Here is a 26,412-nt window from a genome sequence, read left to right as displayed (position 1 = left end):
GGGAGTGCAGCATGGATCAACCATTTGCCGGGCTGGGCGTGTTGTTTGTCGCCGGATTCGGGCCCATCACGCGTGAGAGCGACGAGAGCAAGGCGTTTTATGTCGAGGCGCTGGGGCTGCCGCTCAAGCCGATGCCGGGCAACGAAACCTATCTGCTGTCGGAGCAAGGCGCGCTGGACGGCGTGAAGCATTTCGCCCTGTGGCCGCTGGCGCAGGCGGCGCAGTCCTGCTTTGGCGACGATCGCTGGCCGGCGGATCGCGCGCTGCCGCAGGCGTGGATCGAGTTCGACGTGGCCGACATGGCGGCCGCCACCCAGGGGCTGGTCGATCGCGGTTATCGGCTGTTGGTCGCCAACCGCGAAGAGCGGTGGGGGCAGAGCGTTACCCGTTTGCTCAGCCCGGAAGGGTTGCTGGTCGGCGTCACCCATACGCCCTGGCTGCGTTAAACGCTACGCCGTTCGCCGCCGCCTTTCGGGGGTGGGCGGCTTAAGAACAAATACGCATTAGCTTAAAGCGATCTGCGCTATAGACCCATCAAATCTCCGAGCAGTCTCCCTTCCTGAAAGCAGAAATTCCGTTCATTGCGTAAAAACCAATGGCCAGAACGCGCTATTGCCATGCCATTCCGCGGCGATTTTTCGCCGTCTTTTTTCGCCGCCAGGTGCCTGATAGGAATAGAGATTATTCTTATATTTCTGCCCATTGCCAAGTGATGATAATGATTCTCGTTTTCAACCACGGAAAGGAGAAGGAACGATGAAAACAGTGAAGAGAACGGGCATCGCGCTGGCGATAGCCCTGACTTTCCCCCTCGCATTACCCGCCGCTACGGCGGCGCAACCCTCCCTGACTAACAGTAAGGCGGCAACGATGACGGAAAAACACGGGCAGTTCATTGCGGTCGGTAAAGTGGTGCAGGTGACCTTCGGCGATTTCGCCTTCAAGCTGGATTTTACCGATGACAAGACCATGACCTTCACCGGTATCGGCGAGGCGTCGCAGGGCATCACCGACACCGTGCAGTACACCGCGGTGGAGATCCGGCCAAAGGTCTATATGGTCTATTGGCATGAGCCGCAGTCCGGCGACAACGTGACGCATATCGAGGACTTTGAGCGCGGCGAGGTGTACACCAACATCGCCGCCAAGGATGGCAGCTTCACCCATCTGAAAGGGCAGCTGAAAATCGTAGGTCACTCAGGAAAATAAGGAGCAGTTATGAAAAAGGCATTGATCACCTGTGCGATCGTCGGCGGCTTGCTGGCGAGTTACCCGGCGCTGTCAACGGATCAGGCGGCGTCTGACAAATCGTCCGGCAAAGGCGGTTATCATCATGCTCAGCAGAAGCTGAAGGTGGTGGAAGACCTGTACGCGGGCTTTTTCAATCGCCACGACATCGGCGTGGCGCAGAAGCTGATTGTGGAAAACTACAAGCAGCATAACCCGTTCGTCGGCGACGGCATCAAGCCGTTCCTGGATTTCTTCAGCCAGACCTTTAAAGACAATCCGCAGTACAGCGCCAAAATATACCGCAGCGCGGTCAACGGCGATTTGGTCTACGTTCACGTCAAATACCAAAATAACCCGCAGGATCGCGGTACCGCCAGCGTGGATATTTACCGGGTGAACGATCAGGGGAAAATCACCGAGCATTGGGACGTCAATCAGGATGTGCCGGAAAAATCGGCCAACGACAATACCATGTTCTGATCCGCAAGGGCCGCTGCGGCGGCCCTCAACACGCCCGCAACACTTTATTTACTTACATAAATACCAAACGATCGCCGCGTCGAGTAGGCTACGGCCGCCTTTGGCAGTGGTGGCACGGTTGATGGGCGTCATTGTCCCGCCACTGCTTGAGGCGTTTCCCCGCATTCCCCGTTATCCCGCGCGTTGGCTCTCCACTTTTTTGAACTGATGGCGCAGCTGCAGCGCATTGCAAAGCACCAACACCGCCGTCACGGCGAACACCCAGCGGAACCCCATCATCGCCGAAATGCCCGATCCCAGCAGCGGGCCAACCACGTTGCCCAGATACATAAAGGATTGGTTATAGCCGAAGATGCGCCCGGTCACCTGATCTGAGGAATACTTCAGCAGCAGCGCCTGCACCGCCGGCATCAGCGCGCCGTCGGCGAAGCCGAGCAGGAAACGCAGAATGCCCAGCTGCAGCGGAGTATTGACCCAGGCCATCACGGCGAACAGGCCGGTGGTGAACAGCAGCGCGGCGATCAGGATGCGCGCGGTGCCGATGCGATCGCCGAGCCGCCCGAGGCGCGGCGCCGAGATCAGCGCTGCAATGCCGGGCACGGCGGCGATCATGCCGCTGACAAAGGCGATATTGCTGACGTCGCCGGACAGCTCGCGGATGAACAGCGTCAGGATCGGGCTGATGGACGAGTTGGCCAGCTGGATCATCAGGGTGCAAACGAACAGGGTGAGGATCAGCGTCGGATAGGGCAGCGAACGGAACACCGCCTTGCCGCTCAGCTGATCCGCTTTTTTCACCGTGATGCGCCGCTCTTTAATCAGGAACAGCGTCACCAGGAAACTGACGAACATCAGCCCGGCGGTGACGAAAAACACTACCCGCAGCCCCAGATGGTCGGCCATCAGCCCACCCAGCAGCGGCCCGGCGATCACGCCGGAGATCTGCCCGGTAGAAAGCGTGCCCAGCGCCCAGCCGCTTTTATCGCGCGGCACCTGCGAGGCGACCAGCGCCATGGCGTTGGGAATATAGCCGGACGTCAGCCCCATCAGGGCGCGCAGTGCGAACAGCTGCCAGACGTTGGTGGCCAGCCCCTGCAGCGCGATGACGATCGCCATGCCCAGCGAGGCGCGCAGCAGCATCAGCTTGCGGCCTTTGCGGTCGGCCAGGCTGCCCCACAGCGGCGACACCACCGCCGAGACCAAAAAGGTGCCGCTGAACACCAGCCCGGACCACAGGCTGAGGGATTGGTGATCGCTGACGCCGAGCTGTTCGACGTACAGCGGCAGAAAAGGGAGGATTTGGCTCATCGCCAGCCCGGTGAAGAAACACCCGAGCCAGACCGAGATCAGATTGACTTTCCACGCTTCCATCGGCTTACCGTACCACGTTGAATAAGGAGGGATTTATTTAGCAAATAATAATAACACTGCTAATTAATCGGCGAGAGGCAATGCGTGAGCAAACGTAACCCTGCCGATGCAGTGTCTTTTTTGCTATATATTAATAGCTATATTATCATAGGTAACTAGGTTAAGCCAGAGCGGCGCGGTAGCCAGGAAGGGCACCGCGCGATCCGGCGGTGTGAAAGCAGGGATAAACTGAACGCTAGATTGATGCCAATGAAAAAAGATCACCCTGAAGACGTGACGCTGCTGCGCACGCAGTTAATGTCGCTGGTGCGCCGTTTACGGCGCGAATCGCGCAGCGACGAAAAATCCTGGGCCCAGCTGATGCTGTTGGGGGCTATCGATCGCCACGGCGGCGAGGCGACGCCGTCGCTGCTGGCGGAATCGGAGCGCATGCGTTCCTCAAACCTGGCGGCCGCGTTGCGTGAGCTGGAGGCCGATGGGCTGCTGGTGCGCACGCCGGATGCCGAAGACAAACGCCGGGTGCGGGTGCGCCTGACGCCCGCCGGGCTTGGCCTGCTGCAGGAGAGCCGTACCCGGCGCGAGGCGTGGTTGCTGGCGGCGATGGAAAACTGTTTAACGGAGCGGGAGCAGGCGCTGTTGATTGAAGCGGGGGCCTTGATGGCGCGGCTGGCGGCGGCGCCGTCAGCGGAAACGGAATAATCGGCGGGGCGGCCGGTGAGCCGCCCCCGCGGCGAGGTTACGGCATCGGCCAATCGACCGGCATGGTGCTGACCACGTCCACATAGCGATCCCAGGCCGAAGACCAGAATTGGGTGAAGGCTTCCAGGGTAAGGTGGATGCCCATCAGGCCCATCACGAACCAGCAGGCGGTAAACAGGCCCAGGCTGCTGAACATGAACGCCATGCCGTTGCGGCTGGTTTTACGGCAAACGACGTTTAACTGGCTGGCGAAGAACATCATCACGGCGCTCAGCAACTCCCAGCGCATCATGACTAAACCGGTGGCAATGGTACTCATCGAACTCGATCCTATGTAACAAAAATCCGCATCCGGCAGGGCGCCGACAGGGAAATGCGGGGGAATATCGGTAATAGTGTGATTCAGATCACATTGTAGCATTGGGGCGAACGGCGGCTCAATGGGAAGCGCGGTGAAAAAAACGCCGCCGGTAACATTCCAATATGCTGAAACAGTTATGCCATTTCATTAGCAACCTTTTCATGGGGCGGTGCGCCCGATAACGCTATGCTTGCCGGCTTTTCAGTTCCCTGATTTTGCGGGGAAATGTGACGCAAAAGGTATCGGCACCGCATGGCCCTGTTAAAAGAAACAATTCGCGACCACTCTGCGGAAGAGAGGCTGTTTATCCGCCGGGCAGGCGTGGCGCTGGCGCTGGTGGTGGTCTGTTTCGGCGCGCTGATCGTCAACCTCTACCGGCTGCAAATCCGCCAGCACGGCTTTTACCAGACGCGCTCCAACCAGAACGACATCAAAATGCTGCCGATCGCCCCCAGCCGGGGGCTGATCTTCGATCGCAACGGCACGCCTTTAGTGCGAAACGTGACACTGTATCGTATCGAGATCACGCCCAGCAAAATCAGCGACATGGCGGCACTGCTGCAGGCCCTGACGCCGATCGTCGACCTGACGCCGGAAGACATCAGCGCGTTTCGCGACGACATGCACCACAACAGCCGTTACAAACCGGTGACGCTCAAAGCCGGGCTGAGCGACACCGAGGTGGCGCGCTTTGCCGTCAATCAATACCGTTTCGACGGAGTGACGATCGATACCTATCAACAGCGTGAATATCCTTACGGCGCCCAGCTGGCGCACGTGCTTGGCTATGTGTCGAAGATCAACGACAGCGATCTCAAACGTCTGGACAAGGCCGGGCTGAGCGAGAACTATGCCGCCGACCGCAACATCGGCAAACAGGGCATCGAGGCCTATTACGAGGCCGAACTGCACGGCACCACCGGCTATCAGGAGGTGGAGGTGGATAATCACGGGCGGGTGATCCGCCTGCTGAAGGAGCAGCCGCCGAAGGCCGGCAAGAACATCTACCTGACGCTGGATCTGCCGCTGCAGCAGTACATTGAATCGGTGCTGAAGGGGCAGCGCGCCGCGGTGGTGGTGGAAGATCCGCGCGACGGCGGCATCCTGGCGATGGTTTCCAGCCCCAGCTACGATCCCAATCCTTTCGTCAAAGGCATCGGCTATCAGGCCTATAAGGCGCTGCTGACCAACCCGGATTTGCCGCTGATCAACCGCGTCACCCAGGGCTTATACCCGCCGGCGTCGACGGTGAAGCCCTACATGGCCGTTTCGGCGCTGTTCGCCGGCGTGATAACGCCCACCACCACCTTTTTCGGCGCCCCGACCTGGACGCTGCCTGGTACCGAGCGCCGCTACCGCGACTGGCTGAAAACCGGCCACGGCATGCTCAACGTCACCAAAGCGATCGAGGAATCCGCCGACACCTTCTTTTATCAGGTGGCGTATGAAATGGGCATCGATCGTATCCACCACTGGCTGAGCCAGTTCGGCTACGGCCAGTCCACCGGCATCGATCTGAACGAAGAGTACCGCGGCGTGCTGCCGAGCCGCGACTGGAAGCTGAAGGTGCACAAAAAAGGCTGGTATCAGGGGGATACGGTTTCGGTGGGCATCGGCCAGGGGTATTGGGTGGCGACGCCGATCCAGATGGTGAAAGCGCTGACCACGCTGATCAACAACGGCCAGGTGAAAACGCCGCACCTGCTGTATTCGCTGCAGCAGGGCAACCGGGTGACGCGCTACCCGCCGCCGGCGAAAACGGCGCAGATCGGCGATCCCAATTCGCCTTACTGGGGCATCGTGCGCAACGGCATGTACGGCATGGCCAATCTGCCGAACGGCACCGGGTACAAGCTGTTCCACACCGCGCCGTATCAGATCGCCGCCAAATCCGGCACTTCGCAGGTATTCAGCCTGAAGCAAAACCAGACCTACAACGCCAAAATGATTCCGGTGCGGCTGCGCGATCACATCTTCTATACGCTGTTCGCGCCTTACAAAAACCCACGGGTGGCGATGGCGCTGATCCTGGAAAACGGCGGCGGCGACGGCGTGGTGGCGGGGCCGACCGCGCGCGCCATCCTCGACCATATTTTTGACCCGGCCAACGCACCGCAGCCCGGCGATGCGGGGCAAAGTAAACCGCAGTTAAACGACAGTGCCTATGTGCAACGGTGAGGCGGTTTGTTTTTACTTTCTTACAAACTGCAATCTCCTGACCATTTCCGGCAAGGTAGACTGAAATAACACCATAAACCGAATAAAAACGCAGGGTTAACACAACAGTGGCGCCATCGACCAAAAAAAGCGGTAAAACCTATTCCACAGTTCGTTTCGGCTGGATTTGCGCCGGCATGCTGGTCTGTTTTTTTCTGTTGGCGTTCAGGGTCGGTTACCTGCAGCTGCTGGAGCACCAGCAGCTGGCGGATCAGGCCGACCAGCGTTCGATCCGCACCCAGGTGGTGCCGACCAACCGCGCCATGATCACCGATCGCAACGATGAGGCGCTGGCGGTCAGCGTGTCGTCCAAAGACATCGTGCTGGATCCGAAGCATATTCTCGATTCCCAGACCGACACCGGCAACGAGCGCTGGCAGAGCATGGCCAACGTGCTGAAGATCCCGCTGGCGGACGTGCAGCATCTGATCCAGAGCAACGCGCACAAGCGTTTCGTCTATCTGGCGCGCAAGGTGGAGGACGACAACGCTGCCTACATCAGCAAACTGCACCTGACCGGCGTCAGCACCGAGCAGGATTTCAGCCGCTTTTATCCGATGGGCCAGGACGCCGCCGGGCTGATCGGCATCGTCGGCCAGGACAACCAGGGGCTGGAGGGCATCGAGCTGGGCTTCAACCCGCTGTTGCAGGGCAAAAACGGCCTGCGGGTCTATCAGAAGGACGGCAGCGGCGCGGTGATCGGCGTGCTTAAAAGCGTGGATCCGGTGCCGCCGCCGAACGTGACGCTCAGCATCGACAAATTTATCCAGTACGTGCTCTATGCGCAGATCCGCGACGGCGTGGTGGCCAACCAGGCCGACTCCGGCTGTGCGGTGCTGGTCAAGATCGACACCGGCGAGATCCTCGGCATGGCCAGTTACCCGTCGTTCAACCCCAACAACTATGCCGGCACCCCGGCGAAAGATATCCGCAACGTGTGCAGCAGCGACAGCTTCGAACCAGGCTCGACGGTGAAACCCGTGGTGGTGATGGTGGGGCTGGAACATAAGCTGATCCGGCCGGATACGGTGCTGGACACCACGCCGTATCGGGTGAACGGTCACCTGATTAAAGACGTCGGCCACTGGTCGAAGCTGACCATCACCGGCGTGCTGCAAAAATCGAGCGACATCGCGGTATCGCACATTGCGCTGGCGCTGCCGGCCACGGTGCTGCCGGCGGTCTACCGTAGCTTTGGCCTGGGGCGGCCGACCGAGCTCGGCATCGGCAACGAGAGCAGCGGCTATCTGCCGCAGCATCGCGAACGCTGGGCCGATATCGAACGCGCTACCTTCTCCTTCGGCTATGGGCTGCGCGTGACGCCGCTGCAGATGGCGCGCGAGTACGCCGCGATCGGTTCCTTCGGCATTTATCGGCCGCTGTCGATCACCAAGGTGACGCCGCCGGTGATGGGGCAACGCATTTTGCCGGCGGATACGGTACGCTCCGTGGTACATATGATGGAGAGCGACGCCTTGCCGGGCGGCAGCGGGGTGAGCGCCGCGGTGCCGGGCTACCGGCTGGCGATCAAAACCGGTACCGCCGAGAAAATGGGCCCGAGCGGCAAATACGACGGCGGCTACATCAACTACACCGCCGGCGTGGCGCCGGCCAGCGATCCGCAGGTGGCGCTGGTGGTGATGGTCAACAACCCGAAAGCCGGCAAGCACTTCGGCGGTTCGGTGGCCGGGCCGGTGTTCGGCAAGATCATGGCCCAGGTGCTGGAGCACATGAATATTCTGCCGGACGCCCAGCCGCTTAACGTGGTGTCGTCGGTCAAGGGGTAACCGATCTGCAGGCGCTTCAGCGCCTGCAGATCGGCGTTCACCAGCCCGGCGTCGCGGGCGAACAGCGCGTCGACCATGCCCGGCTGGCGGCGATGCTTCAGTGTAGATCCCGACGCGTTCAGAAGTAGTAACCGATGTTCACGTTGGTGCGAAAATACCATTTATTGCTGCCGGAGGATTGGGTGCCGGTCCAGCCGGTGGCGTTTTCCACGCCGCCCCACGGGTTGGCGTTCTGCGCCCAGGTCAGATCCACCCACAGCATCACCGGCATGGCGAACACCTGAACCCCCAGCGTGTTCATTTTGGAATCTGAGCCGCCGTGCCTGTCTTTCCATAGCACGCTGTAGTCGTTGTAGAACCGCAGCTTTTTCACCGGCCCCCAGGGCACGTCGACGTCGCGCGCCAGGTTGATGGCGGCGGTGGTGGCCTGCGACGGGATCAGATAGGCCGGCGTCAGGCCGTTGCCCCCCATCAGGATCACCGAATTGTTGGCCCCGGCCGGGCCTTTGGCATCGTAACCGTAGCGGATCACCTGGCCGGACAGATGCCAGGGATCGTAATTCACCAGCGTATGTAAACCCGCCGCCCAGAAGCTGCCGTTATCGCCGGTCGCCTGGTTATAGAGCCGCGAGGCCGCCAGCGAACCGCCGAGCTCATTGTCCCAGCCGCCCTGATGGAAAGCGCGCGTCAGCCGCAGGTTTACCTGATCGCGTTTTTCGTTGCGCTGCAGGTGCTGTGACGCATAGTTGGTGTTTTTCAGATCGTCGTAGCTGGCGACGTCGGGGGCGTAACGCACGCCGGTCGGCATCATGCGCGGGTAGTAGGCGGCGTCGAAGGCCCAATCGTCATGCTGATATTGGTATTTGGCGCCCAGCCCGGTGTTGACGCCAAAGCCGAGGTAAAACGGAATGCCGTACGACCAGCCGAACTGCGGGTAGGGCATCAGGCCGAACGGTTTGAACGGCGCGCCAAGCTGCACGGCGGAACGTTCAGACAGGTGGTAACCGACATAGGCGCGGTCGATGGCGTATTTGCGCCGATCCTGAAACCAGAATCCGCTATCGAAAAACGCGTCGTTTATCTGGCCGGCGGCATCGATGCGAAAGGCGTCAAAGCGTAAATGCGGCGGATTCCGATAATTGCTGCTGTGCCAGTCTTCATAGCGATAATTGGCACGCAGCGCGCCGCCGATATCAATATTCTTTTTATTATCCTCGCTTTGCCAATGAATATGCGGCAATGTCGGACGGCTTTTTTTTACCGGTGCCGCGGTGGCGGCAGCGTCGTTGGGCAATGCGGCGGTGGCCGCATAACTCACTGGTGAAACAAGAAAAAAACAAAGCGTGATCGTGCGCATGCCTGGCCCCTGATGAAAGTAGACTGTTTATTAAGGCGAGCGAGTTTCACCTGTGAACAGGGCATTTACGCTCATTGGTTTTATATTTGAGACGATTTTATTGTGCGTTTCATATATTAAATTCAGCGTCGGTTAATATATGAAACTTTGTTTCTTGTTTAATGGAAAACTATAAATCCGGTATTAAACAAGTCAAGAAATAAAAATGAGAGTTGACGGGCAATACCGATTATTGGGCGCCTTGGCCTGCGGGGGCGACGCAAAGCAGGCTGAAATATTAGTGTCATCAATGCCCGTTAGACTCGCGGCATCCTGGTATTACTGACTAAAAATCATGAACATAAAACTGACACTGGGCCGCAGGGTAAAATCTGCGGCAGCGCTGCCGCGCGCGTTTGGCTTCGGCAAGAGCATGGGCTTATTAAGCGGCGTAATTTGCGTTATCGCGCTATTTTCTCTGCTGCAATTGTTTTCCACCGTATTTATTTCCAATATTCTGCGCGACGCCAAGGTTAACCTGGTGACGGGCGACGCCTTGCATCGCCAGCAGGCGACGATGGATCGCGCCAGACTGTCGCTGCTGACGGCCAGCGACACCCTGAACCGTGCGGGCATCTATTATCTGCAGGACAAAGCCACCGGCTCCGACGGCAGCTGGCACAGCCTGCTGGATGAGTCGTTGGCGGCGCTGCAGGCTTCAGAGCAGGCCTTTGCCCGGTTCGAGCGCTTGAGCGCGGATGCGCCGGAAGCGCCGGGCGCCCTGCAAGACAGCTATCGCCTGTTCTATGACGGCCTGAAAGAGCAGGCGCAAGGATTGCAGGGCAACAGCATCGATGCGTTTTTCGCCGTGCCGATCCAGGCGTTTCAGGCGGATTTCAACGAGAAGTATCTCGCTTACCAGGCGCTGAATGAACGGCGTGGCGATGACGTCAACGTGCGGCAGTTGGCGGCGCTGGAGCAGGCCAGAACCTTTGCGCTCGGCGCGTTGGCCGCGCTGGCGCTGATCGCCGTGGGCGTTTGGTTCGGCGTCTCTCGCTGGGTGATCGCACCGCTGCGGCAGGCGATCGCGCACCTCAACGTACTGGCCGCCGGCGATCTTTCGCGGCCGCTGCCGCCTGGGCGCGCGTTCAACCGTGAGATGCGTCAGCTGCAGACCAGCATTGGCCATATGCAGGGCGGCCTGCAACGCCTGGTGAGCGAGGTGCGCGATGCGGCGGGCGGGATCCTGAACGGCGTCGGGCGGCTGGCGGACGGCAATCGACAGTTGACGGCGCAGTCGGCGAAGCAGGACGGCGAATTGCAGTTGGCGACCGAGCACGTGCGGCAACTGGCGGCGCGGGTGGAAGAAAACGGCCAATATGCGCAGCAGGCCAGCCAACGAACCGAACAGGCCCGGCAGTGCGCCGGCGCCGGTGAGCGGATGATGCAAACCGTCAATGTTTCGATGCAAGGGATCGTCAACCAATCGGCCGAAATGCGCGGCATCGTCGCGCTGATCGACAGCGTGGCGTTCCAGACCAATATTCTGGCGCTGAATGCGGCGATCGAGGCCGCGCACGCCGGGGGACACGGCCGCGGCTTTGCCATCGTGGCCAAAGAGGTGGGCCTGTTGGCGCAAAAGAGCAGCCATTCGACGCGCGATATTCAGCAGTTGATCAACCGTTCGCTGCTGCAAATCGATCAAGGCTCGCAGGCGGTGGATCTACTGACGGGCAACCTGCGCCAGATTATCGATCTGGTGAACAAATGCAGTGCGTTGATGGGAGAAATCTCCCTGGCGTCGCTCAATCAGGGGGAGAGCATTCAGGACGTGACGGCGCGCATCGCGGCGCTGAATCAGGTGGCGCGGCAAACCGGCACGGTGGTGAACGCGGTGACCGAGGCTTCGCAGCGGTTGCAGGGCGAATCGGAACGGTTAGAAAAAGCGATGGCGCGTTTCAGGCTGCCGACGCAATAAATAACCCCGCCGCAGATTAATGAATAATAAAGCTGCGCTTAACGTTATTTATTATTTTCGTGTCCTGAGAAAGTTCAGCGGTTAAATAAAAGAACAGGCCGGCGCTTATGGGTTAAAAAAGCGCCGGCCTGCAGAGATTATTTTAACCGGATGATTAACGGCTGGTCTGGTGGCCGATAATGCCGCCCAGCGCTGCGCCGCCAAGGGTGCCCAGCGTACTGCCGTCGGTCAGCACCGCGCCGCCGACGGCGCCCACGCCCGCGCCGATCGCCGTGTTGCGATCGCGATTGGACATATGCCCGCATGCGGTAACGGAAAGGGTTGCCATGACCACCACCAACACACCTGCGGCACGTTTAATATTCATAATGAGTTCCTGGTAAATTGGCTGATTAATGGATTAAAAATAATCCGATTAATCCGCCGGTAGAAGTTGAGATGAATGTATTCCTCCGTAAGAAAATCGAACAGGTAAAAATTCTTAATTTTGCGGCGCTGAAAAGCGATTGCTCGCCGAATGCGCGGCCGCCGGCAAAACCGCTGGTCTATACTGGGAAGACGCCTCGCGGAGGGGCGCACACTCTGGAGGCCGCCATGTCCGATCTCGTTTCCGCATCCGGCAAACCGGTGAAAATCCCCGGCCCGGACCACCCGATCGCCTTGACCCGTCATCCGGCGCGGGTCGTGGTGCGTGCCGGCGGTCAGACCCTGGCCGACAGCCACAACGCGCTCATTCTGCAGGAAGCCACCTATCCGCCGGTGTTTTACTTTCCGCGTGAGGACGTGATTATGGCGCTGTTGCAGAAAAACGAGCACGTCAGCTACTGTCCTTATAAGGGCGACTGCAGTTATTTCTCCCTGGCGCTTAACGGCGAGCAGGAGGCCAATGTGGCCTGGAGCTATGAAATGCCCTACAACGCCGTGGTGGCGATCAAGGATCATCTGGCATTTTATCCCGACAAAGTGGTGGAAATCCGTGCCGAAGCCTGAGCCCCGCCGCATCCGGGCGTGGGCAGGTTGACATTCTTCTTATCCCTACTCATTATGTGTATTACCGGAAATTGATACGTTTTCCTTATGTTTTAGTCCGACATAAACGAAACTCTGAGCAGGTGCCAAGGTGTCTACCTCTACGCGATTTGCCGTTGCCATCCATATTCTGACCAATATCACGCTGTGCCGTGGCCAGACGGTGCGTTCCGAAGATATCGCGCGCAGCGTCAACACCAACCCGACGGTGGTGCGGCGCATCCTCGGCGCGCTGGCGGAGGCGGGGCTGACCTATTCACAGATGGGGCAAGGCGGCGGGGCGCTGCTGGCGCGGCCGGCGGAAGCGATCTCGTTGCTGGACGTGTATCGCGCGGTGGAAGATCAACCGTATTTCATGCTGCACCGTACCCGGCCTAACGATGCGTGCTATATCGGCCACGCCATTACCCCGGTGCTGGAGCAAGAGTTTGCGCGCGTCGGTCTCGCGCTGGAAGCCAGCCTGGCGCAAACCAGCATCGCCGAAATGGCCGGGCAGGTCGAGCGGCGCGCAGGCTATCCTTTTGTCCCTTGTTCGCCGCAATATCAAGCGGATACGCAATAAAAACCCGCGCCAATTCCTTCTTCGCGCAGAGCATTTTTTGCATTGCGTTAATGTAATTGTGTAAGTTACATTAGCTCGCATCAAGTGTGATGTAGCTCACGTTTTAGACTGCCTCCCCACGATACTCAACCGATTGGCCGGAAACCTTTTCTTCCGGCACAGATTCGCTGTGCTTATAAACCAGGAGAGAACGATGTTAGAAATGATTGAAAGCTTGGCCACCGTGGTGGTCCTGGTGCCGGTAATGGTGGCCGTTTTGCTCGGCGCGATTTACGGCCTGGGTGAAGTGTTCAACGTCTTTTCCGCTATCGGCCGCAAAAAAGGCTGATCGGCACGCCCGGGGGCGGCTCTCGTCCTCCGGCCCCCCGCATTTTCCTTCCCATCATTACTCCATCGCGTATACCGTCTCTAGTCCCGAAAAAGCCGGGCGCTCAGCGTATCGATAAACACCCTGAGTTTTGGCGTCAGGTGTTTGCTGGAAGGCCACAGAACTTTAAAGCTGCCGGTGTGGTGGCAATGCTCAGACAAGATCGGTTGCAATCGCCCCTGTTCCCGTGCGCGCTTTACGGCAAAATCCGGCAAACAGGCGATGCCCTGACCGCTTTCCGCCAGGTAAATCAGGGTATCGACGGTATTGCAGACCAGCCGGGCGTTGGTCCCTTCGGCGAGCAGCTTTTCCCATCCGGCGATCGGCCAGGGCTCCACTTTGCCGGTAGAGGGAAATTTGTACAGCAGGCAGGCATGGCCTTGCAGTTCCGCCGGTTGATGCGGGATCCCCATCTGGCGCAAATAATCCGGCGAGGCCACCAGCTGCAGATGAAACGTGCCCAGCTGGCGGCTCATCAGCCGTGAGTCTTCGGTCTCGCCGACGCGAACCACGGCATCAAAACCTTCTTCGATGACATCGACCCGACGGTCGGAAAAATCGGTTTCCAGCTCAATTTCCGGGTAACGCCGAACAAATTCCGCCAGCACCGGATTCAACAGGCCGCCCACCAGCGGCAAACTGACACGCAGCTTGCCGCGCGGCGCGCTGTGCGTATCGCTGATTTCCCGTTCCGCCGCCGCCAATTCCCCGATAATGCGCTGACAGCGGTGCAGAAACAGCCGGCCTTCGGCGGTCAGCGTCATGCTGCGCGTGCTGCGGTGAAACAGGCGCGCGCCCAGCCGGTTTTCCAGGCGGGCGATGCTTTTCCCCACCGCGGAAGCGGAAATGCCGAGCACACGCCCGGCCTCAACGAAACTCAGCGTCTCCGCGGCCTGCACAAAGACGCTTACCCCAGACAGATTATCCATTGCTTACTCCATTGCGGACGTGAATGTCCGCTATGAAAGGAAATCTAGCCTGTTTTTCCGTTAATCACCACGCTCTATGCTCGGTGGCGACAGCATGGGCTGACTACCTGGAGCAATAAATATGAGTGAATACGGATCCTCCACCAACGCGATCGACGGCGCGCTAGAGAAAGCTTTGCGCGAAAAACGCTTGGTTGGCGCGGTCGTTTTGGTGGCGCAGGGCGGTGAGATCGTTTATCGACGCGCGGCGGGCATGGCGGATCGCGAAGCGGGCAAGCCGATGGCGTGCAATACGCTGTTTCGGCTGGCTTCGGTGTCCAAACCGATCGTGTCCACGGCGGCGTTGGCGCTGATGGCGCAAGGCGGCATGCGGTTAGACGATCCGATCACGCGTTGGCTGCCGAATTTTCGCCCGCGGCTGGCGGACGGCACCCAACCGTTGATGACGCTATGGCATTTGATGACCCACACCGCCGGATTAAGCTACCGTTTTTTCCAGCCGGAAGGGGGATTCTACGCCCAGTCGGCGGTCTCCGACGGCATGGATGAGGCGGCGGTAAGCCTGCAGGAAAATGTGCGGCGTATCGCTTCCGCGCCGTTGCTGGCTCCGCCCGGCGCGGCGTGGCGTTATTCCATCGCCACCGATGTGTTGGGCGCGGTTATTGAACAGGCGAGCGGCCTGCCGCTGGCGCAGGCGGTCAAAAAATGGGTGACCGGGCCGCTGGCGATGACGGATACCGATTTCCTGGCGGTGGACGCCGCGCGTTTGGCGGCCGCATACGCCGATCATGCCGGCGAGCCACGCCGCCTGCGCCAGCCGGATCGTTTACCGTTCATCGACGGCAGCGCCGGTTTTCATCTGTCGCCGGCGCGTGCGCTGGATCCGCAGGCGTACGCCTCCGGCGGCGCCGGCATGGTCGGTTCGGCGGAGGATTTCCTGCGCCTGCTGGAAACGTTGCGCCAGGGGGGCGGGCAGGTGCTGCCGGCTGATTGGGTGGCGGCGCTGACCACCAACCAAATCGGCGATCTGCCGATGCCGTTTTGGCCAGGGCGCGGGTTTGGCCTGGGCATCACCGTGCTGAAAGATCCCGTCGCCGCGCAAACGCCGGAGTCCGTTGGCAGCTGGCGGATGGGCGGCACCTATGGCCACTCGTGGTTTGTCGATCCTGCCCGGCAGCTCAGCGTGGTGGCGTTTACCAACACGGCGCTGGAGGGGATGTCCGGCGCCTTTGTCGGCGAGATTTGTCAGGCGGTTTATACCGCGACGGGAGCGATGTGATGGGCCTGTTGCCACCGATTTTCTTCATCGCGCTGGGGCTGTTCGGCGTTTACTGCATCGAGTTTGGCGTAGTGGGTATCTTGCCGCAGATCATCGCGCGCTATGGCATCTCCACGGCGCAGGCCGGCTGGCTGGTCGGGGTCTTCGCCCTGACCATTGCGCTGTTCGGGCCGCTGTTGGTGCTGCTGGCGTCGCGGTTTAATCGCAAACGCATGCTGTTGATCGCGTTGGCTGTGTTTGCGGCAGCCAGCGCGCTGGCCGCTCAGGCGGACAGCTTTGCCATGCTCATGCTGCTGCGCATTTTGCCGGCGTTGTTTCATCCGATCTACTTTTCACTGGCGATGGTGGCGGCCGCGGCGCTTTATCCGCCGCATCTGGCCACCAAAGCAACCGCTTATGCGTTTATCGGCACCAGCATGGGCATGGTGTTGGGGATACCGTTGACGCAATGGATCGCCGGGCAGTTCAGTTACGAGGCGTCGTTCCGATTTTGCGCGCTGGTCAATCTGCTGGCGGCGCTGGGATTGCTGTGGCGCTTGCCTGATGCGGCCGTGCAGCGCCTCAGCTATGGCAAGCAGTTGGCCATCCTGCGCAGCGGCACGCTGTGGCTGAATATCACCACCTGCGTGCTGATCTTTGCCGCCATGTTTGCCGTCTACGCTTACGCGGCCGAGTACCTCAGCCGTGAAATCGGCCTCAGCGGCGGCGCCATCGGCTTGCTTCTGGTGGCGTTCGGTGTGGGCGGTGTCGCGGGCAACCTGTTGGCCGGCAAGTGGTTGAGCCGTCATCGTGCGGTGACGGTGTTGCTGCACCCGATAGCCTTGATGGCGGCCTATGCGCTGCTGTATTGCTACGGCAGCGCGAATATCGGTTCAATGACGGCGCTTTGTCTGTACTGGGGGGCGGCGCACACCAGCGGTTTGATCGTGACGCAGATCTGGCTGACCTCTGAAGCGCCGCAGGCGCCGGCGTTCGCCACCGGGCTGTATATCGCCTTTATCAACTTGGGCGTGGCGGTGGGTTCGCTGGTGGGCGGCTGGTTTATCGCTGCCTGGGGGCTACAGGGCAGCCTGCTGTGCGGGGCCATGTTTGCCGCACTGGCGGCGATCGCGATCGCCGCCAGGCTGTGGCTGCAACGGCAGGCTACGGTTGCGTTGCGTCAATCATCGCCATCACCTGCCGAAACATCGCGCTTTCCGCATCGGCCAGCTCGTTGACCAGCGTAAAGTGATTGCAGTGGCGATCGGCCAGCAGCTGGACGTCGAGGCCGCGCGCCAGGCAGGCGTCATAATAGGCCTGCGTCTGGTTTTTGAAGCCTTGGGTTTCCCGCTGGCCGACGTCGAGCAGGATCTGCGGCGCATGTTCTTTCGCCGGCAGCAAAAACAGCGGGCTGAGGGCTTGCGCCTGTTCGGGCGTCAGGTGCAGCCAGTCGTTGATATAGATATCGCACAGCGGCCGCAGATCGTAGAGGCCGCTCAGCGCCAGCGCGCCTTTGATCGCGTCGGGCGGCAGGCGATAGCGTTGCTGCCAGCCGTCGGCGATCAGCATGCCGCACAGGTGGCCGCCGGCCGAACTGCCGCTGACGAAAATGCGCGCCGGATCGATGCCGAAGGGCGCCCCGTGATGATAGAGCCAGGCGACGGCGCTGCGCACCTCGTGCACGATCTCCGCCAGCGTCGCTTCCGGCGCCAGCGTATATTCCAGCGTGGCGACCGCCACGCCGCGGCGGGCAAACGCGGCGGCCATCGAGCAGGCTTCCTCTTTACGCTGTGAATGCCAGTAGCCGCCATGAATAAAGATCAGCAGCGGGGCGGGCTGTGCGCTGGCCGGGAACAGATCGAGGCGCTCGGCGGCGCTCATGCCGTAGCGCAGATCGTAAATGCCCGGCGTCTGCGCCCTGGCGCGCTGGGCCAGCGCGGCGTATTCCGCCATGCAGGCGTCAAAATCTTCCACCGAAGCGCGGGCGTTGTATTGCACGGCGCGCGCGCTCAGGTCTGCAAACGTCAGATCGATGCTCATCACTTCTCCTGATTGTTATGCGTTATGCCCTCATCGTCGTTCCGCAGGCGAAAAGATGTTTGATCTTCGGTGCGCATCATTGCGGCTTCTCTGTTGCTGTTTTCTGCTGTATATTGCTGTTTTATGCTTTTTACTGCGGAATAAACCCATGCACAAAGCGGCACGACAGCGCCATTTACTGGATTTGCTCAGCGAACGCGGGCAGGCGGCGGTGGCGGAATTGGCCGGCGCCATCGGCGTTTCGGTCGATACCGTGCGCCGCGATCTGGCCGATCTCGAGCGGCAAGGGTTGGCGCAGAAACATCACGGCGGGGCGATCGCGCTCGAACCGTCCGGCATGCCGCGCCAGGCGCGCGCGGCGCTGTTGCCGCAGGTCAAGCAGCGGCTCGGCCGTGCGGTGGCCGCGCAGATCCCGCCCGGCAGCACCCTGATGTTGGATGCGGGCAGCACGCTGCTGGCGGTGGCACAGGCGCTGCGCGGGCCGGCTACGGTGATCACCGCTTCGCTGGATATCGCGCAGTGCCTGAGCGACAGGCCGGAGATCAACCTGATTCTGCTCGGTGGCCAGTGGGATGCGCGCCAGCGGCTGTTCGCCGGCAGCGCCACCCTGGCGTTGCTGGAACGCTACCGCGCGGATATCGCCTTGCTGGGCGCCTGCGCGGTGCATGCGCAGCTGGGGCTGAGCGCCGGCGAGGAGGCCGATGCAGAGGTCAAACGCGCCATGCTGGCCAACAGCGGCGAGCGCTGGCTGGTGGCCGACCATATGAAGCTGGATCGCTGCGAACCGCATCACGTTGCGGATCTGGCGCAGATCCAACGCCTGTTTACCGATCGCCCGTGGGACAACCTGGACGAACAGTCACTGATTGAACTTTGTGTCGTCGCCGACGACTGCTAGAGGAGAACACTGATGAACGATACCGCTCGACCGTTGCAGGTGGCGCTGATTGGCTACGGCTTTGTCGGCAAGGCGTTTCACGCGCCGCTGATTAACGCGGTGCCGGGGCTGGAACTGAGCGTGGTGGCTTCGCGCGATGCCGCCAAGGTGCATGCCGATCTGCCGCACGCGCAGGTGATAGCCGATCCGCTGGAGGCCATCCGCCGGCCGGAGGTGGATTTGGTGGTGATCGCGTCGCCGAATGACACCCATGCGCCGCTGGCGCTGGCCGCGCTGGAGGCGGGCAAGCACGTGGTGGTGGATAAGCCCTTTACGCTGGACTTGGCGCAGGCGCGCACGCTGATTGCGGCGGCGGAAAAACACGATCGCCTGCTGTCGGTGTTCCAGAACCGCCGCTGGGACAGCGACTACCTGGGGGTGAAGCAGGTGATCGAACAGGGGCTGATCGGCAAGGTGACGCACTTTGAGTCGCACATCGATCGTTACCGCCCCGAAGTGCGGGTGCGCTGGCGCGAGCAGAACCTGCCGGGCAGCGGGCTGTGGTTTGATCTGGGGCCGCACATGGTCGATCAGGCGCTGCAGCTGTTCGGTTTGCCGCACAGCGTGCAGGCCAACATCGCCACGCTGCGCCCCAACGCGCAGGTTAACGACTGGGCCCACGTGGTGCTCAACTACCCGACGCACCGCGTGATCCTGCATGGCAGTATGCTGGTGGCGGGCGGCGTGTCGCGCTTTACCGTGCACGGCGAGAAAGGCAGCGTGGTCAAAACGCGCGCCGACGGGCAGGAGAGCCAACTGCTGGCCGGCGTGACGCCGGGCTCGGCGGAGTGGGGCAAAGACGACGACGCGATGAGCCTGTTTATCGGCACGGAGCCGGTGCGCACGCTGCCGACGCCGAATGGCGATCAGCGCCAGTATTACTTCCAGGTACGCGACGCCCTGCGCGGCGCCGGCAGCAATCCGGTTACCGCTGCGCAGGCGCTGGCGGTGATGGCGGTGCTGGAGGCGGCCACCCTGGCGGCGGAAACCGGCGTCACCCAAACCCTGCCGCTCACCGAGGCGGAGATCGCCGCCTGGTAACGGCTCGCGTCAGATAAGGCGTCAGACGCATGGATACAGTGCATGCCGTGCGTCTTCCGCCATTCCAACCCCTGACATAGGCTAATCCTCAGTCTATGTCAGGAGTGTTTACCATGTTATCCCATCCTTCGCCGCAGGGCGTCCGCGGCATATTGGCCGCACTGTCTCTGAGCATGCTGCTGTCATCGCTCGGCATCAGCATCGCCAACGTCGGGCTACCGGCGCTCGCCGCCGCGTTCCATGCTTCGTTCCAGGCGGTGCAGTGGGTATTGCTCTGTTATTTACTGGCCGTCACCACCTGCATCATCGGCATCGGCCGCCTCGGCGACAGCCTTAATCGCCGCCGCCTGCTGCTGGCGGGCATCGCGCTGTTTACCGCCGCTTCGCTCGCTTGTGCGCTGGCCCCGCAGCTTTGGCTGCTGCTGGCGGCGCGCATGGCGCAGGGGCTGGGGGGCGCGGCCATGATGTCGATCGCCATGGCGCTGGCGGGCGAGGCGCTGGGCACGGATAAAATCGGCCGCGCGATGGGGCTGCTCGGCACCCTGTCGGCGGTGGGCACCGCGCTGGGGCCGTCGTTGGGCGGCGCGCTGATCGCCGGTTTCGGCTGGCGGGCGATGTTTCTTATCAATCTGCCGCTGGGGCTGCTGGCGCTGTGGCTTGCCTGGCGATACCTGCCGAATGGGCCGCGCGCGGCAGCGCGCCAGGAACCGTTCGATCGCGCCGGTACGCTGCTGCTGGGCGGCGCATTGCTCTGCTATTCGCTGGCGATGACCCTTGGGCGCGGCAACTTCGGTGCGCTCAACCTGGCGTTGATGCTGGGGGCGCTGTTGGCGGGGGCGCTGTTCATCGGCGTGGAACGCCGCGCCGCATCGCCGCTGTTGGCGCCGGCGATGTTCCGCCATCCGGCCCTGACGGCGGGGCTGGCGGCCAGCGCGCTGGTGATGACGGTCATGACCGCCACGCTGGTGGTCGGGCCGTTCTACCTGTCGCGCGCGCTGGGGCTAAGCGCAGCGCAGGTCGGGCTGGTGATGTCGGCGGGGCCGGCGGTGGCGATCCTGACCGGCATTCCGGCCGGTTATCTGGTGGATCGTTTTGGATCGCAGCGCATTGGCCAGTTTGGGCTGGCGGCGGTGGCCGCCGGGGCCGCGTTGCTGTCGCTGCTTAACCGCTTGGGCGTGCTCGGCTATGTTGGCCCCATCGCGCTGCTGACCGCCGGCTATGCGCTGTTTCAGGTGGCAAACAACACCATGCTGATGAAGGATCTGTTTCCCGAACGGCGCGGGCTGATCGCCGGCATGGTGAACCTGGCGCGCAATCTTGGGGCGATCACTGGCGCTTCGGCGATGGGGGCGCTGTTTTATCTGGCTTCGCAGCGGGTGGCGGGCGCCGCCGCCGCCGCTTACGGCATGCAGGTGACCTACGGCGTGGCGGCGCTGTTGGCGTTAGCGGCGCTGCTCATCGCCTTCGGCGGCCGCCGCCCGCGTCGGCGATGAATCCGTCTACGCCGGTGGCGATATGAACCGAACATTTCATCAGGCGAGATCGCCCCGGTACACCACATGGACCTTGTTGCCGTCGGGGTCGCGCAGGTAAGCGCCGAAATAGCCCTTGCCGTAATGCGCGCGTTCGCCGGGCTCGCCTTCACCGCTGCCGCCCGCCAGCAGGCCGGCGGCGTAAGCGCGTTTGACCTCCAGCTCATCGGCGGCGAGAAACGCCAGCATGCTGCCGTTGCCAGCGCTGGCGGGTTGCCCGTCGAAGGGTTGGTAAGCATAGAAACGCGGCAGCGTTTGGCCCGGCATCACCCAGCAGCGGGCGGCGGGGCCGCCGTCCGGCGTCACTTCCCGCCGTTGTAATCCCAGCGGCAACAGGATGGCGTCGTAGAAGGCGGCGGCGGCGTCCAGATCGCTGACGCCGACGGTAATATGGCTGAACATGGCGCTTCCTTTCCGAAGAGAGAGTATGAACGCATAAAACAGTAGCAGCGATATTGCCGAATGGACAGACCGCAACGGAGGATTCGGATTAGAGACGCGCGCAGGGGCAAAGCGCGCTTCACGGTGTGCGGGGCAGGCCGCCGCTCAATTGCTTTCGACGCGCGGATTGGCGTGAGTCGGTTGGCTGGGATAGTCCACCTGATGCTTGTGCAGATAATCGCGGATCAGCTGGCGCACCACCTGGGAAGGGGTGACGTCCTGTTGCAGGCACAGTTCCTCCAGGGCTTTCTTCTTGTCCGGGTCAATCAGCACCGTTAGCCGCGCCGTTTTCTTTTCCATCAGGATCCTCCAGAGAATGATAACTGAATGATAATACCATGTGGGCGAAGCGGCCAGCCAGACCGCGCCGCCGCCCGTCTTTAGCGGAAATGCAACCGCTCTATTTTACGTGACAGGTAGCCGAGTTCGCAGTTGAACAGCTCGCCGCTGCTGGCGGCCAGGCTGCGCAGCGCGCTCAGCGGCAGCGTCACCTGGGCCGGCGTGGCGTAAATGATCACGTTGCCGCTGGGGGCGACGCAAAACAGTACGGTGCCGAATATTCGCTGCAGGCTGTGGTACAGCAGGCTGTTTTCGTCAGGCAGATCGTGGTAATTGAGCACCAGCCAGCCCCCGTCGTTCAGCCGCGCGGCGCAGTTTTCCAGGAAGGTCTGGGTGCCTTGCTGCGGATCCATGGCGAACGCCGAATAGAGATCGGAGAAGATCAGATCGTAGCGCGTCTCGACGGGCGGGCGCACGAAGTCTATGGCGTCGGCGGTGCGCAGGCTGATGGTGTCGGTGGCCGGCAGCGTAAAATAGCGGCGCGCGACGGCGATCACCGCAGCGCGCAGCTCAACCACGTCCAGACGCATGGCCGGATCGAGCGCGTGCAGCGCGCGCAGCAGACTGCCGCCGCCCAACCCCAAAATCAACGCCGAGCTCGGCGGTTGCCAGGCTACCGCCATCAGCATCGCTTTGATGTAGTTGTGGATCGGCTGCGCGGGGTTGCTGAGGCTCATCTTGCTCTGTTCGCAGATGCCGTCAAACCGCAGCGTGCGGTAGTCCTTGTGATCGGAAACGATGATTTCGCCCCAGGCGTCGGCTTCGCGAGCGATCACCTGGCCGCGCGGAGAGAAATCGAGGGTTCTGAGTAAGCTGTCAACCAGAGACATGGTATTCGCAGGGCTCCTTTGGCAAGCGGCCTATTTACGGGCGCACATGAAATCGGCGGTGCAAATGCGCCGGCCATCGATGCTGGCGCGGCCGGTAAAGCGGGCGATCGCCCCGCGCCGACGAACAAAAGCGACCTCCATCAGCACCTGGTCCCCGGGGCGGGCGGCGCGATAAAACCGCGCGCGCTGAATGGCGGCGAAATAGTAATGCTCCCCCTCATTCAGCGCCCCGAGATAGTAGTGGGCCAGCAGACCGGTGCTTTGTGCCAGCGCTTCCACCAACAGCACGCCGGGAAATCCGGCGAAGTGTGCGTGGCCGTTCAGTCCATGATGAGTGTAATAACATTATAATAAAATTATCATCATATGTGCCAGATGAAAAAAACGACGGCGCAGAAACAGGCGAAGAGAGGAGCGAGAGGGAGGCACCCGATCCTGGCGATCGGGTGTGGCAGCGCGTTTAGTGCTTGGAGCGGGTCACTTTATCCAGGTAGCCCATCACGAAGGCGGACAGCACAAAGGTAAGGTGGATGATCACATACCACATCAGCTTGTTGTCCGGCACGTTCTTGGCGTCCATAAACACCCGCAGCAGGTGAATGGAGGAGATGGCGACGATAGACGCAGCAACTTTGTTTTTCAGCGAGGTGGCATCCATTTTGCCCAGCCAGCTCAGCTTTTCTTTCCCTTCGGTGATATCCAACTGTGAGACGAAGTTTTCCCGGAGAACATCACCATCACCAACAGCCCGCCCACCAGCGCCATGTCGACCAGCGACAGCAGGGTCAGGATCAGATCGGCTTCGGCGACAGAAAAGATGTTGGGCAGGACGTGCAGGATTTCCTGAAAAAATTTGATCGACAGGGCGATCAGAGCCAGTGAAAGGCCGAAATAAACCGGCGCGAGCAACCAGCGGGAGGCGTACATCGCGTTTTCTAGCAAACGTTCCATCATAAAATTGTGTCAAATGCGTGGCCAAAAGAGCGCTCAGTATAACGCAGGTGGCCCGGGCGAAATCAACTGGTTGCCAATGGCTTGGAGAAATTTGCGAATGGACGCTCGCTGTAAACGGGTTCATGACAATGAGAACGCATGGGGATAAACTGCCGCGAAATCTTACCTTGCTACTGTTTCGTCAAGGGCTGCTCAAAACTAAGGATGGTTATATGGTCGACAATGCGTTTATCGCGAGAACGCGAGCCGTCAACGGCTGCTTTTCCATGTTTTTGCTGATGTTCCTGATTACGTTTATTCCGCTGCTCCTTGAGAACAGAGCCGTCTTGATGCGACAAGGGCTATTGCTGCCGCTGCTGTATGGAATGGAGTTCATCGCTATCTTTTCGTTATACCTGCTCTTTTTCCGCCGCAGAGAAGGATTGGGCAAAGGCGAGGTTAAACGCAACGATTTTGCACTGCTGCTGTTCGCGCTGTTGGTGATTCAGTTTATTTTCCCGCGTTTGATGGGCGTGGAGAAAACGGAAACCTGGGTGACGGAGCAGGTGGCATTGCCTGGCGAGATTTTGGCGCTCAATGCCGCTTTGTTGGTTTTCGTGGTCCCCATCTATGAAGAGATCGTATTTCGCGGCTGTCTGTTTAACGCGCTGATGTATTGGTTTAACGATAAGGTGCTTTGGGTCGCGTTAACGGTGTCTGTCATCTTTGCCGTTTTGCATACCCAGTACACCGATTGGCGCACATTGGCAGCCCTGTTGCTCATCTCGCTGGTGTTGACGGCCGCCCGAGTGAGATCCAAAGGGATCTATTTGCCCATCGGGCTGCATATGACCATGAACGGCGTCGTGATGGCGGCCAGCTATGCGTTAAGCTGAAGCCGTGCTTACCGCCCGATTTTCAGTGCCGGGCTTTTTTACCGTCGCTGTGGCCGAGAGAGCGATCGGGGAAGCTGTGATCGCGCAGCCGTTGCTTTAACTGCGCCGCATCGGGGAAACCGCCGTCAATCTTGCGATCCCAAATCATTACGCCATCGACGCTGATTTGATAGACCCCGCCGGTGCCCGGCATCAGGGTGACGGAGGCGAGATCGTCGCCGAAGGTGTTCAGCAGCTCTTGCGCCATCCAGCCGGCGCGCAGCAGCCAGTTGCATTGTGAACAGTAGTGGATCGTAACGGCGGGGGCATTTTTCATCGATGATCGACCGATAGTGGTAACGGCTTGCAATCAGCCTGAGGAACCTGCAAACGATGGTGGCCTCGTCTCGCCAAATAGTCAAGCGTCTGCAGCGGCAGGAACGAGAGGGGGACCGAGCGCGCGTCACGGCCGCTTGCTGCCGGCAAACCATTCAACCCCACGCAGCATGCCCGCCCAATAAAATCGGGGTAAAAACCAGGCTTTCAGCCACCAGGCCAGACGGCTGGGCTGGGTGGCGTCGAGCAGCGGAAACGTGGGCAGCAATTTACCGTCATAGCCAAACTCCGCCAGCACAACTTTACCTTTCTCAACCGTCAATGGACAGGAACCATAACCATCATAATGGGCAGTGAGAGGCGCGCCCTGAATCAGCGCCGCGACGTTTTCAGCCACCACCACCACCTGCTTGCGGGCTGCCGCCAGGGTTTTGGCATTTGGCGTCGAGCAACAGTCGCCTACCGCAAAAATATCCGGCCAATGCTTATGCTGCAGCGTCGATTTATCCACATCGCACCAGCCGGCACCATCAGCGAGGCCGCTTTGCGAAATAAACGCCGGGGCCGATTGGGGCGGCACCACGTGGAGCATATCGAAGGGCAGAGTTAACTCGCGTTTTCCTTCTTCATTTGTCTCTACGGCAAATGTCGCTTGCCGCTTCTCGCCATCAACGCGGATCAAATGATGATTGAAATTGACCTGTGCTCGGTATTTTTCCAAATACTCGGTCAGCGGGGGAACAAATTGCGGAATGCCGAAAACCGCCGCGCCCGCAAGGCAGAAATTGACGTTAATATTATTCAGGATGCCTTGGCGACGCCAGTAATCGCATGACAGATACAAGGCTTTTTGCGGTGCGCCGGCGCACTTGATGGGGAGCGGTGGCTGAGAAAATATCGCCTGGCCGCCTTTCATTTCGCGGACCAGTTGCCAGGTATATTCGGCAAGATCAAAGCGATAATTAGAGGTGACGCCGTTTAATCCCAGGGTTTCTTCAAGGCCCTCTATTTTATCCCAGCGTAAAATCAGTCCGCATGCAACAATAAGAAAGTCATAGTTTATTTTCCGCCCCTGGCGGGTCTTGATGTATTTTTGACTGGGCTCAACCCTGACCACGCTATCCTGTATCCATGCGGTGCCTGAGGGCAGAACGGCATGCATGGAGCGCCGTGTTTTCGTGATATCAAAGAGCCCGCCACCCACCAGAGTCCATGCCGGTTGATAATAATGACAATCGTTAGGCTCCACTATCGTTATATCGATGTCTTTAACTCGCTTCCTTATGCTTGCCGCGATACCTATTCCGGATGAGCCGCCGCCAATAATAACGACGCTTTTCTGGGGGTTTATTTTTTCTGGTTTCATGCAGGCCTCCTTTCATAAGAAAGTAGGGGGTTGTCGCCCAGATTAAAAGCGAATTCATAGAACTTGTGGTTATATAAAAAATCACATATTCCATTTAGCTATATGTAATAACAAATCGAAATAAGTTATTTGACATTG

The 26,412-nt window shown here is 60.3% G+C and carries 28 protein-coding genes and 1 pseudogene; 16 read left to right on the top strand and 13 right to left on the bottom strand.

Going from position 1 to position 26,412, the window contains the following annotated elements:
- The first annotated feature begins 11 nt into the window (after positions 1–11).
- The 3 genes from ACJ8HN_RS06045 (at position 12) to ACJ8HN_RS06035 (ending at position 1,710) form a co-directional block, all read left to right on the top strand.
- Entirely contained in the window at positions 12–446 is a 435-nt protein-coding gene (locus ACJ8HN_RS06045; RefSeq protein ID WP_442523164.1) for a VOC family protein, read from the top strand.
- A gap of 310 nt (positions 447–756) precedes the next feature.
- Positions 757–1,209 carry a MoaF-related domain-containing protein gene (locus ACJ8HN_RS06040; protein WP_204275775.1) on the top strand — a complete coding sequence of 151 codons (453 nt, stop codon included), beginning with the start codon at positions 757–759 and terminating at the stop codon, positions 1,207–1,209.
- Positions 1,210–1,218: 9 nt separating this feature from the next.
- The gene (locus tag ACJ8HN_RS06035) at positions 1,219–1,710 is read left to right on the top strand and encodes a nuclear transport factor 2 family protein (RefSeq protein ID WP_308885746.1); all 492 of its coding nucleotides are present in this window, start codon (positions 1,219–1,221) and stop codon (positions 1,708–1,710) included.
- Between the two features lie 171 nt (positions 1,711–1,881).
- On the opposite strand, the gene ACJ8HN_RS06030 is transcribed toward ACJ8HN_RS06035, so the two are convergent.
- Positions 1,882–3,081: a multidrug efflux MFS transporter gene (locus ACJ8HN_RS06030; protein ID WP_039566203.1), complete on the bottom strand. Its 1,200-nt coding sequence runs from the start codon at positions 3,079–3,081 to the stop codon at positions 1,882–1,884.
- A 249-nt stretch (positions 3,082–3,330) separates the two neighbouring features.
- Here ACJ8HN_RS06030 and ACJ8HN_RS06025 point away from each other — a divergent pair, with 249 nt between their 5' ends.
- Positions 3,331–3,780, top strand: coding sequence for a MarR family winged helix-turn-helix transcriptional regulator (locus ACJ8HN_RS06025; protein WP_442523163.1), 450 nt, complete (start codon positions 3,331–3,333; stop codon positions 3,778–3,780).
- Positions 3,781–3,817: 37 nt separating this feature from the next.
- Here ACJ8HN_RS06025 and ACJ8HN_RS06020 read toward each other — a convergent pair whose 3' ends face one another.
- Positions 3,818–4,099: a YjcB family protein gene (locus ACJ8HN_RS06020; RefSeq protein ID WP_033634498.1), complete on the bottom strand. Its 282-nt coding sequence runs from the start codon at positions 4,097–4,099 to the stop codon at positions 3,818–3,820.
- Positions 4,100–4,393: 294 nt separating this feature from the next.
- On the opposite strand from ACJ8HN_RS06020, the gene mrdA reads away from it, so the two are divergent.
- Complete coding sequence (gene mrdA, locus ACJ8HN_RS06015; RefSeq protein WP_442523162.1) at positions 4,394–6,319, top strand: penicillin-binding protein 2; 1,926 nt, start codon at positions 4,394–4,396, stop codon at positions 6,317–6,319.
- A 107-nt stretch (positions 6,320–6,426) separates the two neighbouring features.
- The gene (locus ACJ8HN_RS06010; protein WP_033634500.1) at positions 6,427–8,145 is read left to right on the top strand and encodes a penicillin-binding transpeptidase domain-containing protein; all 1,719 of its coding nucleotides are present in this window, start codon (positions 6,427–6,429) and stop codon (positions 8,143–8,145) included.
- A 118-nt stretch (positions 8,146–8,263) separates the two neighbouring features.
- Here ACJ8HN_RS06010 and ACJ8HN_RS06005 read toward each other — a convergent pair whose 3' ends face one another.
- Entirely contained in the window at positions 8,264–9,502 is a 1,239-nt protein-coding gene (locus ACJ8HN_RS06005) for a hypothetical protein (RefSeq protein ID WP_442523161.1), read from the bottom strand.
- A 412-nt stretch (positions 9,503–9,914) separates the two neighbouring features.
- On the opposite strand from ACJ8HN_RS06005, the gene ACJ8HN_RS06000 reads away from it, so the two are divergent.
- The gene (locus ACJ8HN_RS06000) at positions 9,915–11,459 is read left to right on the top strand and encodes a methyl-accepting chemotaxis protein (protein ID WP_442523554.1); all 1,545 of its coding nucleotides are present in this window, start codon (positions 9,915–9,917) and stop codon (positions 11,457–11,459) included.
- A gap of 154 nt (positions 11,460–11,613) precedes the next feature.
- Here ACJ8HN_RS06000 and osmB read toward each other — a convergent pair whose 3' ends face one another.
- Positions 11,614–11,826, bottom strand: a complete 213-nt coding sequence (gene osmB / locus ACJ8HN_RS05995) for an osmotically-inducible lipoprotein OsmB (RefSeq protein ID WP_004940700.1) — start codon at positions 11,824–11,826, stop codon at positions 11,614–11,616.
- Between the two features lie 227 nt (positions 11,827–12,053).
- On the opposite strand from osmB, the gene ACJ8HN_RS05990 reads away from it, so the two are divergent.
- The 3 genes from ACJ8HN_RS05990 (at position 12,054) to ACJ8HN_RS05980 (ending at position 13,378) form a co-directional block, all read left to right on the top strand.
- On the top strand, positions 12,054–12,449 hold the full coding sequence (locus ACJ8HN_RS05990) for a DUF427 domain-containing protein (RefSeq protein ID WP_442523160.1): 396 nt from the start codon (positions 12,054–12,056) through the stop codon (positions 12,447–12,449).
- 130 nt (positions 12,450–12,579) lie between these two features.
- Positions 12,580–13,050, top strand: a complete 471-nt coding sequence (locus ACJ8HN_RS05985; protein WP_033648278.1) for an Rrf2 family transcriptional regulator — start codon at positions 12,580–12,582, stop codon at positions 13,048–13,050.
- 193 nt (positions 13,051–13,243) lie between these two features.
- Complete coding sequence (locus tag ACJ8HN_RS05980) at positions 13,244–13,378, top strand: AcrZ family multidrug efflux pump-associated protein (RefSeq protein WP_033634505.1); 135 nt, start codon at positions 13,244–13,246, stop codon at positions 13,376–13,378.
- An 80-nt stretch (positions 13,379–13,458) separates the two neighbouring features.
- On the opposite strand, the gene ACJ8HN_RS05975 is transcribed toward ACJ8HN_RS05980, so the two are convergent.
- Positions 13,459–14,346, bottom strand: coding sequence for a LysR family transcriptional regulator (locus ACJ8HN_RS05975; protein WP_442523159.1), 888 nt, complete (start codon positions 14,344–14,346; stop codon positions 13,459–13,461).
- Between the two features lie 121 nt (positions 14,347–14,467).
- Here ACJ8HN_RS05975 and ACJ8HN_RS05970 point away from each other — a divergent pair, with 121 nt between their 5' ends.
- Entirely contained in the window at positions 14,468–15,625 is a 1,158-nt protein-coding gene (locus ACJ8HN_RS05970) for a serine hydrolase domain-containing protein (protein WP_049235059.1), read from the top strand.
- Positions 15,625–16,842 (top strand): MFS transporter, encoded by a 1,218-nt coding sequence (locus ACJ8HN_RS05965; RefSeq protein ID WP_197807598.1) that lies wholly within the window; start codon positions 15,625–15,627, stop codon positions 16,840–16,842. Before ACJ8HN_RS05970 ends, ACJ8HN_RS05965 begins: the two co-directional genes overlap by 1 nt.
- Here ACJ8HN_RS05965 and ACJ8HN_RS05960 read toward each other — a convergent pair.
- Positions 16,769–17,644, bottom strand: a complete 876-nt coding sequence (locus ACJ8HN_RS05960; RefSeq protein WP_049212348.1) for an alpha/beta hydrolase — start codon at positions 17,642–17,644, stop codon at positions 16,769–16,771. The genes ACJ8HN_RS05965 and ACJ8HN_RS05960 overlap by 74 nt on opposite strands.
- A gap of 148 nt (positions 17,645–17,792) precedes the next feature.
- Here ACJ8HN_RS05960 and ACJ8HN_RS05955 point away from each other — a divergent pair, with 148 nt between their 5' ends.
- The 3 genes from ACJ8HN_RS05955 (at position 17,793) to ACJ8HN_RS05945 (ending at position 21,115) form a co-directional block, all read left to right on the top strand.
- Positions 17,793–18,542, top strand: a complete 750-nt coding sequence (locus ACJ8HN_RS05955; RefSeq protein ID WP_442523158.1) for a DeoR/GlpR family DNA-binding transcription regulator — start codon at positions 17,793–17,795, stop codon at positions 18,540–18,542.
- 12 nt (positions 18,543–18,554) lie between these two features.
- Complete coding sequence (locus tag ACJ8HN_RS05950; RefSeq protein ID WP_060425749.1) at positions 18,555–19,622, top strand: oxidoreductase; 1,068 nt, start codon at positions 18,555–18,557, stop codon at positions 19,620–19,622.
- Positions 19,623–19,735: 113 nt separating this feature from the next.
- Positions 19,736–21,115 carry an MFS transporter gene (locus ACJ8HN_RS05945; protein ID WP_442523157.1) on the top strand — a complete coding sequence of 460 codons (1,380 nt, stop codon included), beginning with the start codon at positions 19,736–19,738 and terminating at the stop codon, positions 21,113–21,115.
- A 39-nt stretch (positions 21,116–21,154) separates the two neighbouring features.
- Here the strand turns inward: ACJ8HN_RS05945 and ACJ8HN_RS05940 are convergent, their stop codons facing one another.
- The 5 genes and pseudogenes from ACJ8HN_RS05940 to ACJ8HN_RS05920 all read right to left on the bottom strand — a co-directional run bounded on the left by ACJ8HN_RS05940 (position 21,155) and on the right by ACJ8HN_RS05920 (position 23,715).
- On the bottom strand, positions 21,155–21,556 hold the full coding sequence (locus ACJ8HN_RS05940; RefSeq protein WP_033634513.1) for a VOC family protein: 402 nt from the start codon (positions 21,554–21,556) through the stop codon (positions 21,155–21,157).
- 144 nt (positions 21,557–21,700) lie between these two features.
- Entirely contained in the window at positions 21,701–21,895 is a 195-nt protein-coding gene (locus tag ACJ8HN_RS05935) for a ribbon-helix-helix protein, CopG family (protein WP_004928567.1), read from the bottom strand.
- A gap of 80 nt (positions 21,896–21,975) precedes the next feature.
- The gene (locus ACJ8HN_RS05930; protein ID WP_033648283.1) at positions 21,976–22,764 is read right to left on the bottom strand and encodes a spermidine synthase; all 789 of its coding nucleotides are present in this window, start codon (positions 22,762–22,764) and stop codon (positions 21,976–21,978) included.
- Positions 22,765–22,794: 30 nt separating this feature from the next.
- Positions 22,795–23,052 (bottom strand): hypothetical protein, encoded by a 258-nt coding sequence (locus tag ACJ8HN_RS05925; protein ID WP_442523156.1) that lies wholly within the window; start codon positions 23,050–23,052, stop codon positions 22,795–22,797.
- Positions 23,053–23,224: 172 nt separating this feature from the next.
- Positions 23,225–23,715 (bottom strand): annotated as a pseudogene (locus tag ACJ8HN_RS05920) (TIGR00645 family protein).
- Positions 23,716–23,930: 215 nt separating this feature from the next.
- On the opposite strand from ACJ8HN_RS05920, the gene ACJ8HN_RS05915 reads away from it, so the two are divergent.
- Complete coding sequence (locus tag ACJ8HN_RS05915) at positions 23,931–24,593, top strand: CPBP family intramembrane glutamic endopeptidase (protein ID WP_130042745.1); 663 nt, start codon at positions 23,931–23,933, stop codon at positions 24,591–24,593.
- Positions 24,594–24,615: 22 nt separating this feature from the next.
- Here the strand turns inward: ACJ8HN_RS05915 and ACJ8HN_RS05910 are convergent, their stop codons facing one another.
- The gene (locus tag ACJ8HN_RS05910) at positions 24,616–24,909 is read right to left on the bottom strand and encodes a SelT/SelW/SelH family protein (protein WP_004928553.1); all 294 of its coding nucleotides are present in this window, start codon (positions 24,907–24,909) and stop codon (positions 24,616–24,618) included.
- 126 nt (positions 24,910–25,035) lie between these two features.
- Positions 25,036–26,274: an NAD(P)/FAD-dependent oxidoreductase gene (locus ACJ8HN_RS05905; RefSeq protein ID WP_043147456.1), complete on the bottom strand. Its 1,239-nt coding sequence runs from the start codon at positions 26,272–26,274 to the stop codon at positions 25,036–25,038.
- Between the last annotated feature and the right edge of the window lie 138 nt (positions 26,275–26,412).

It is taken from the genome of Serratia sp. CY29653, from assembly GCF_052169255.1.
GTDB classification, from domain to species: Bacteria; Pseudomonadota; Gammaproteobacteria; order Enterobacterales; family Enterobacteriaceae; genus Serratia; species Serratia sarumanii.
This window is presented reverse-complemented; position numbering and strand designations above follow the sequence as displayed.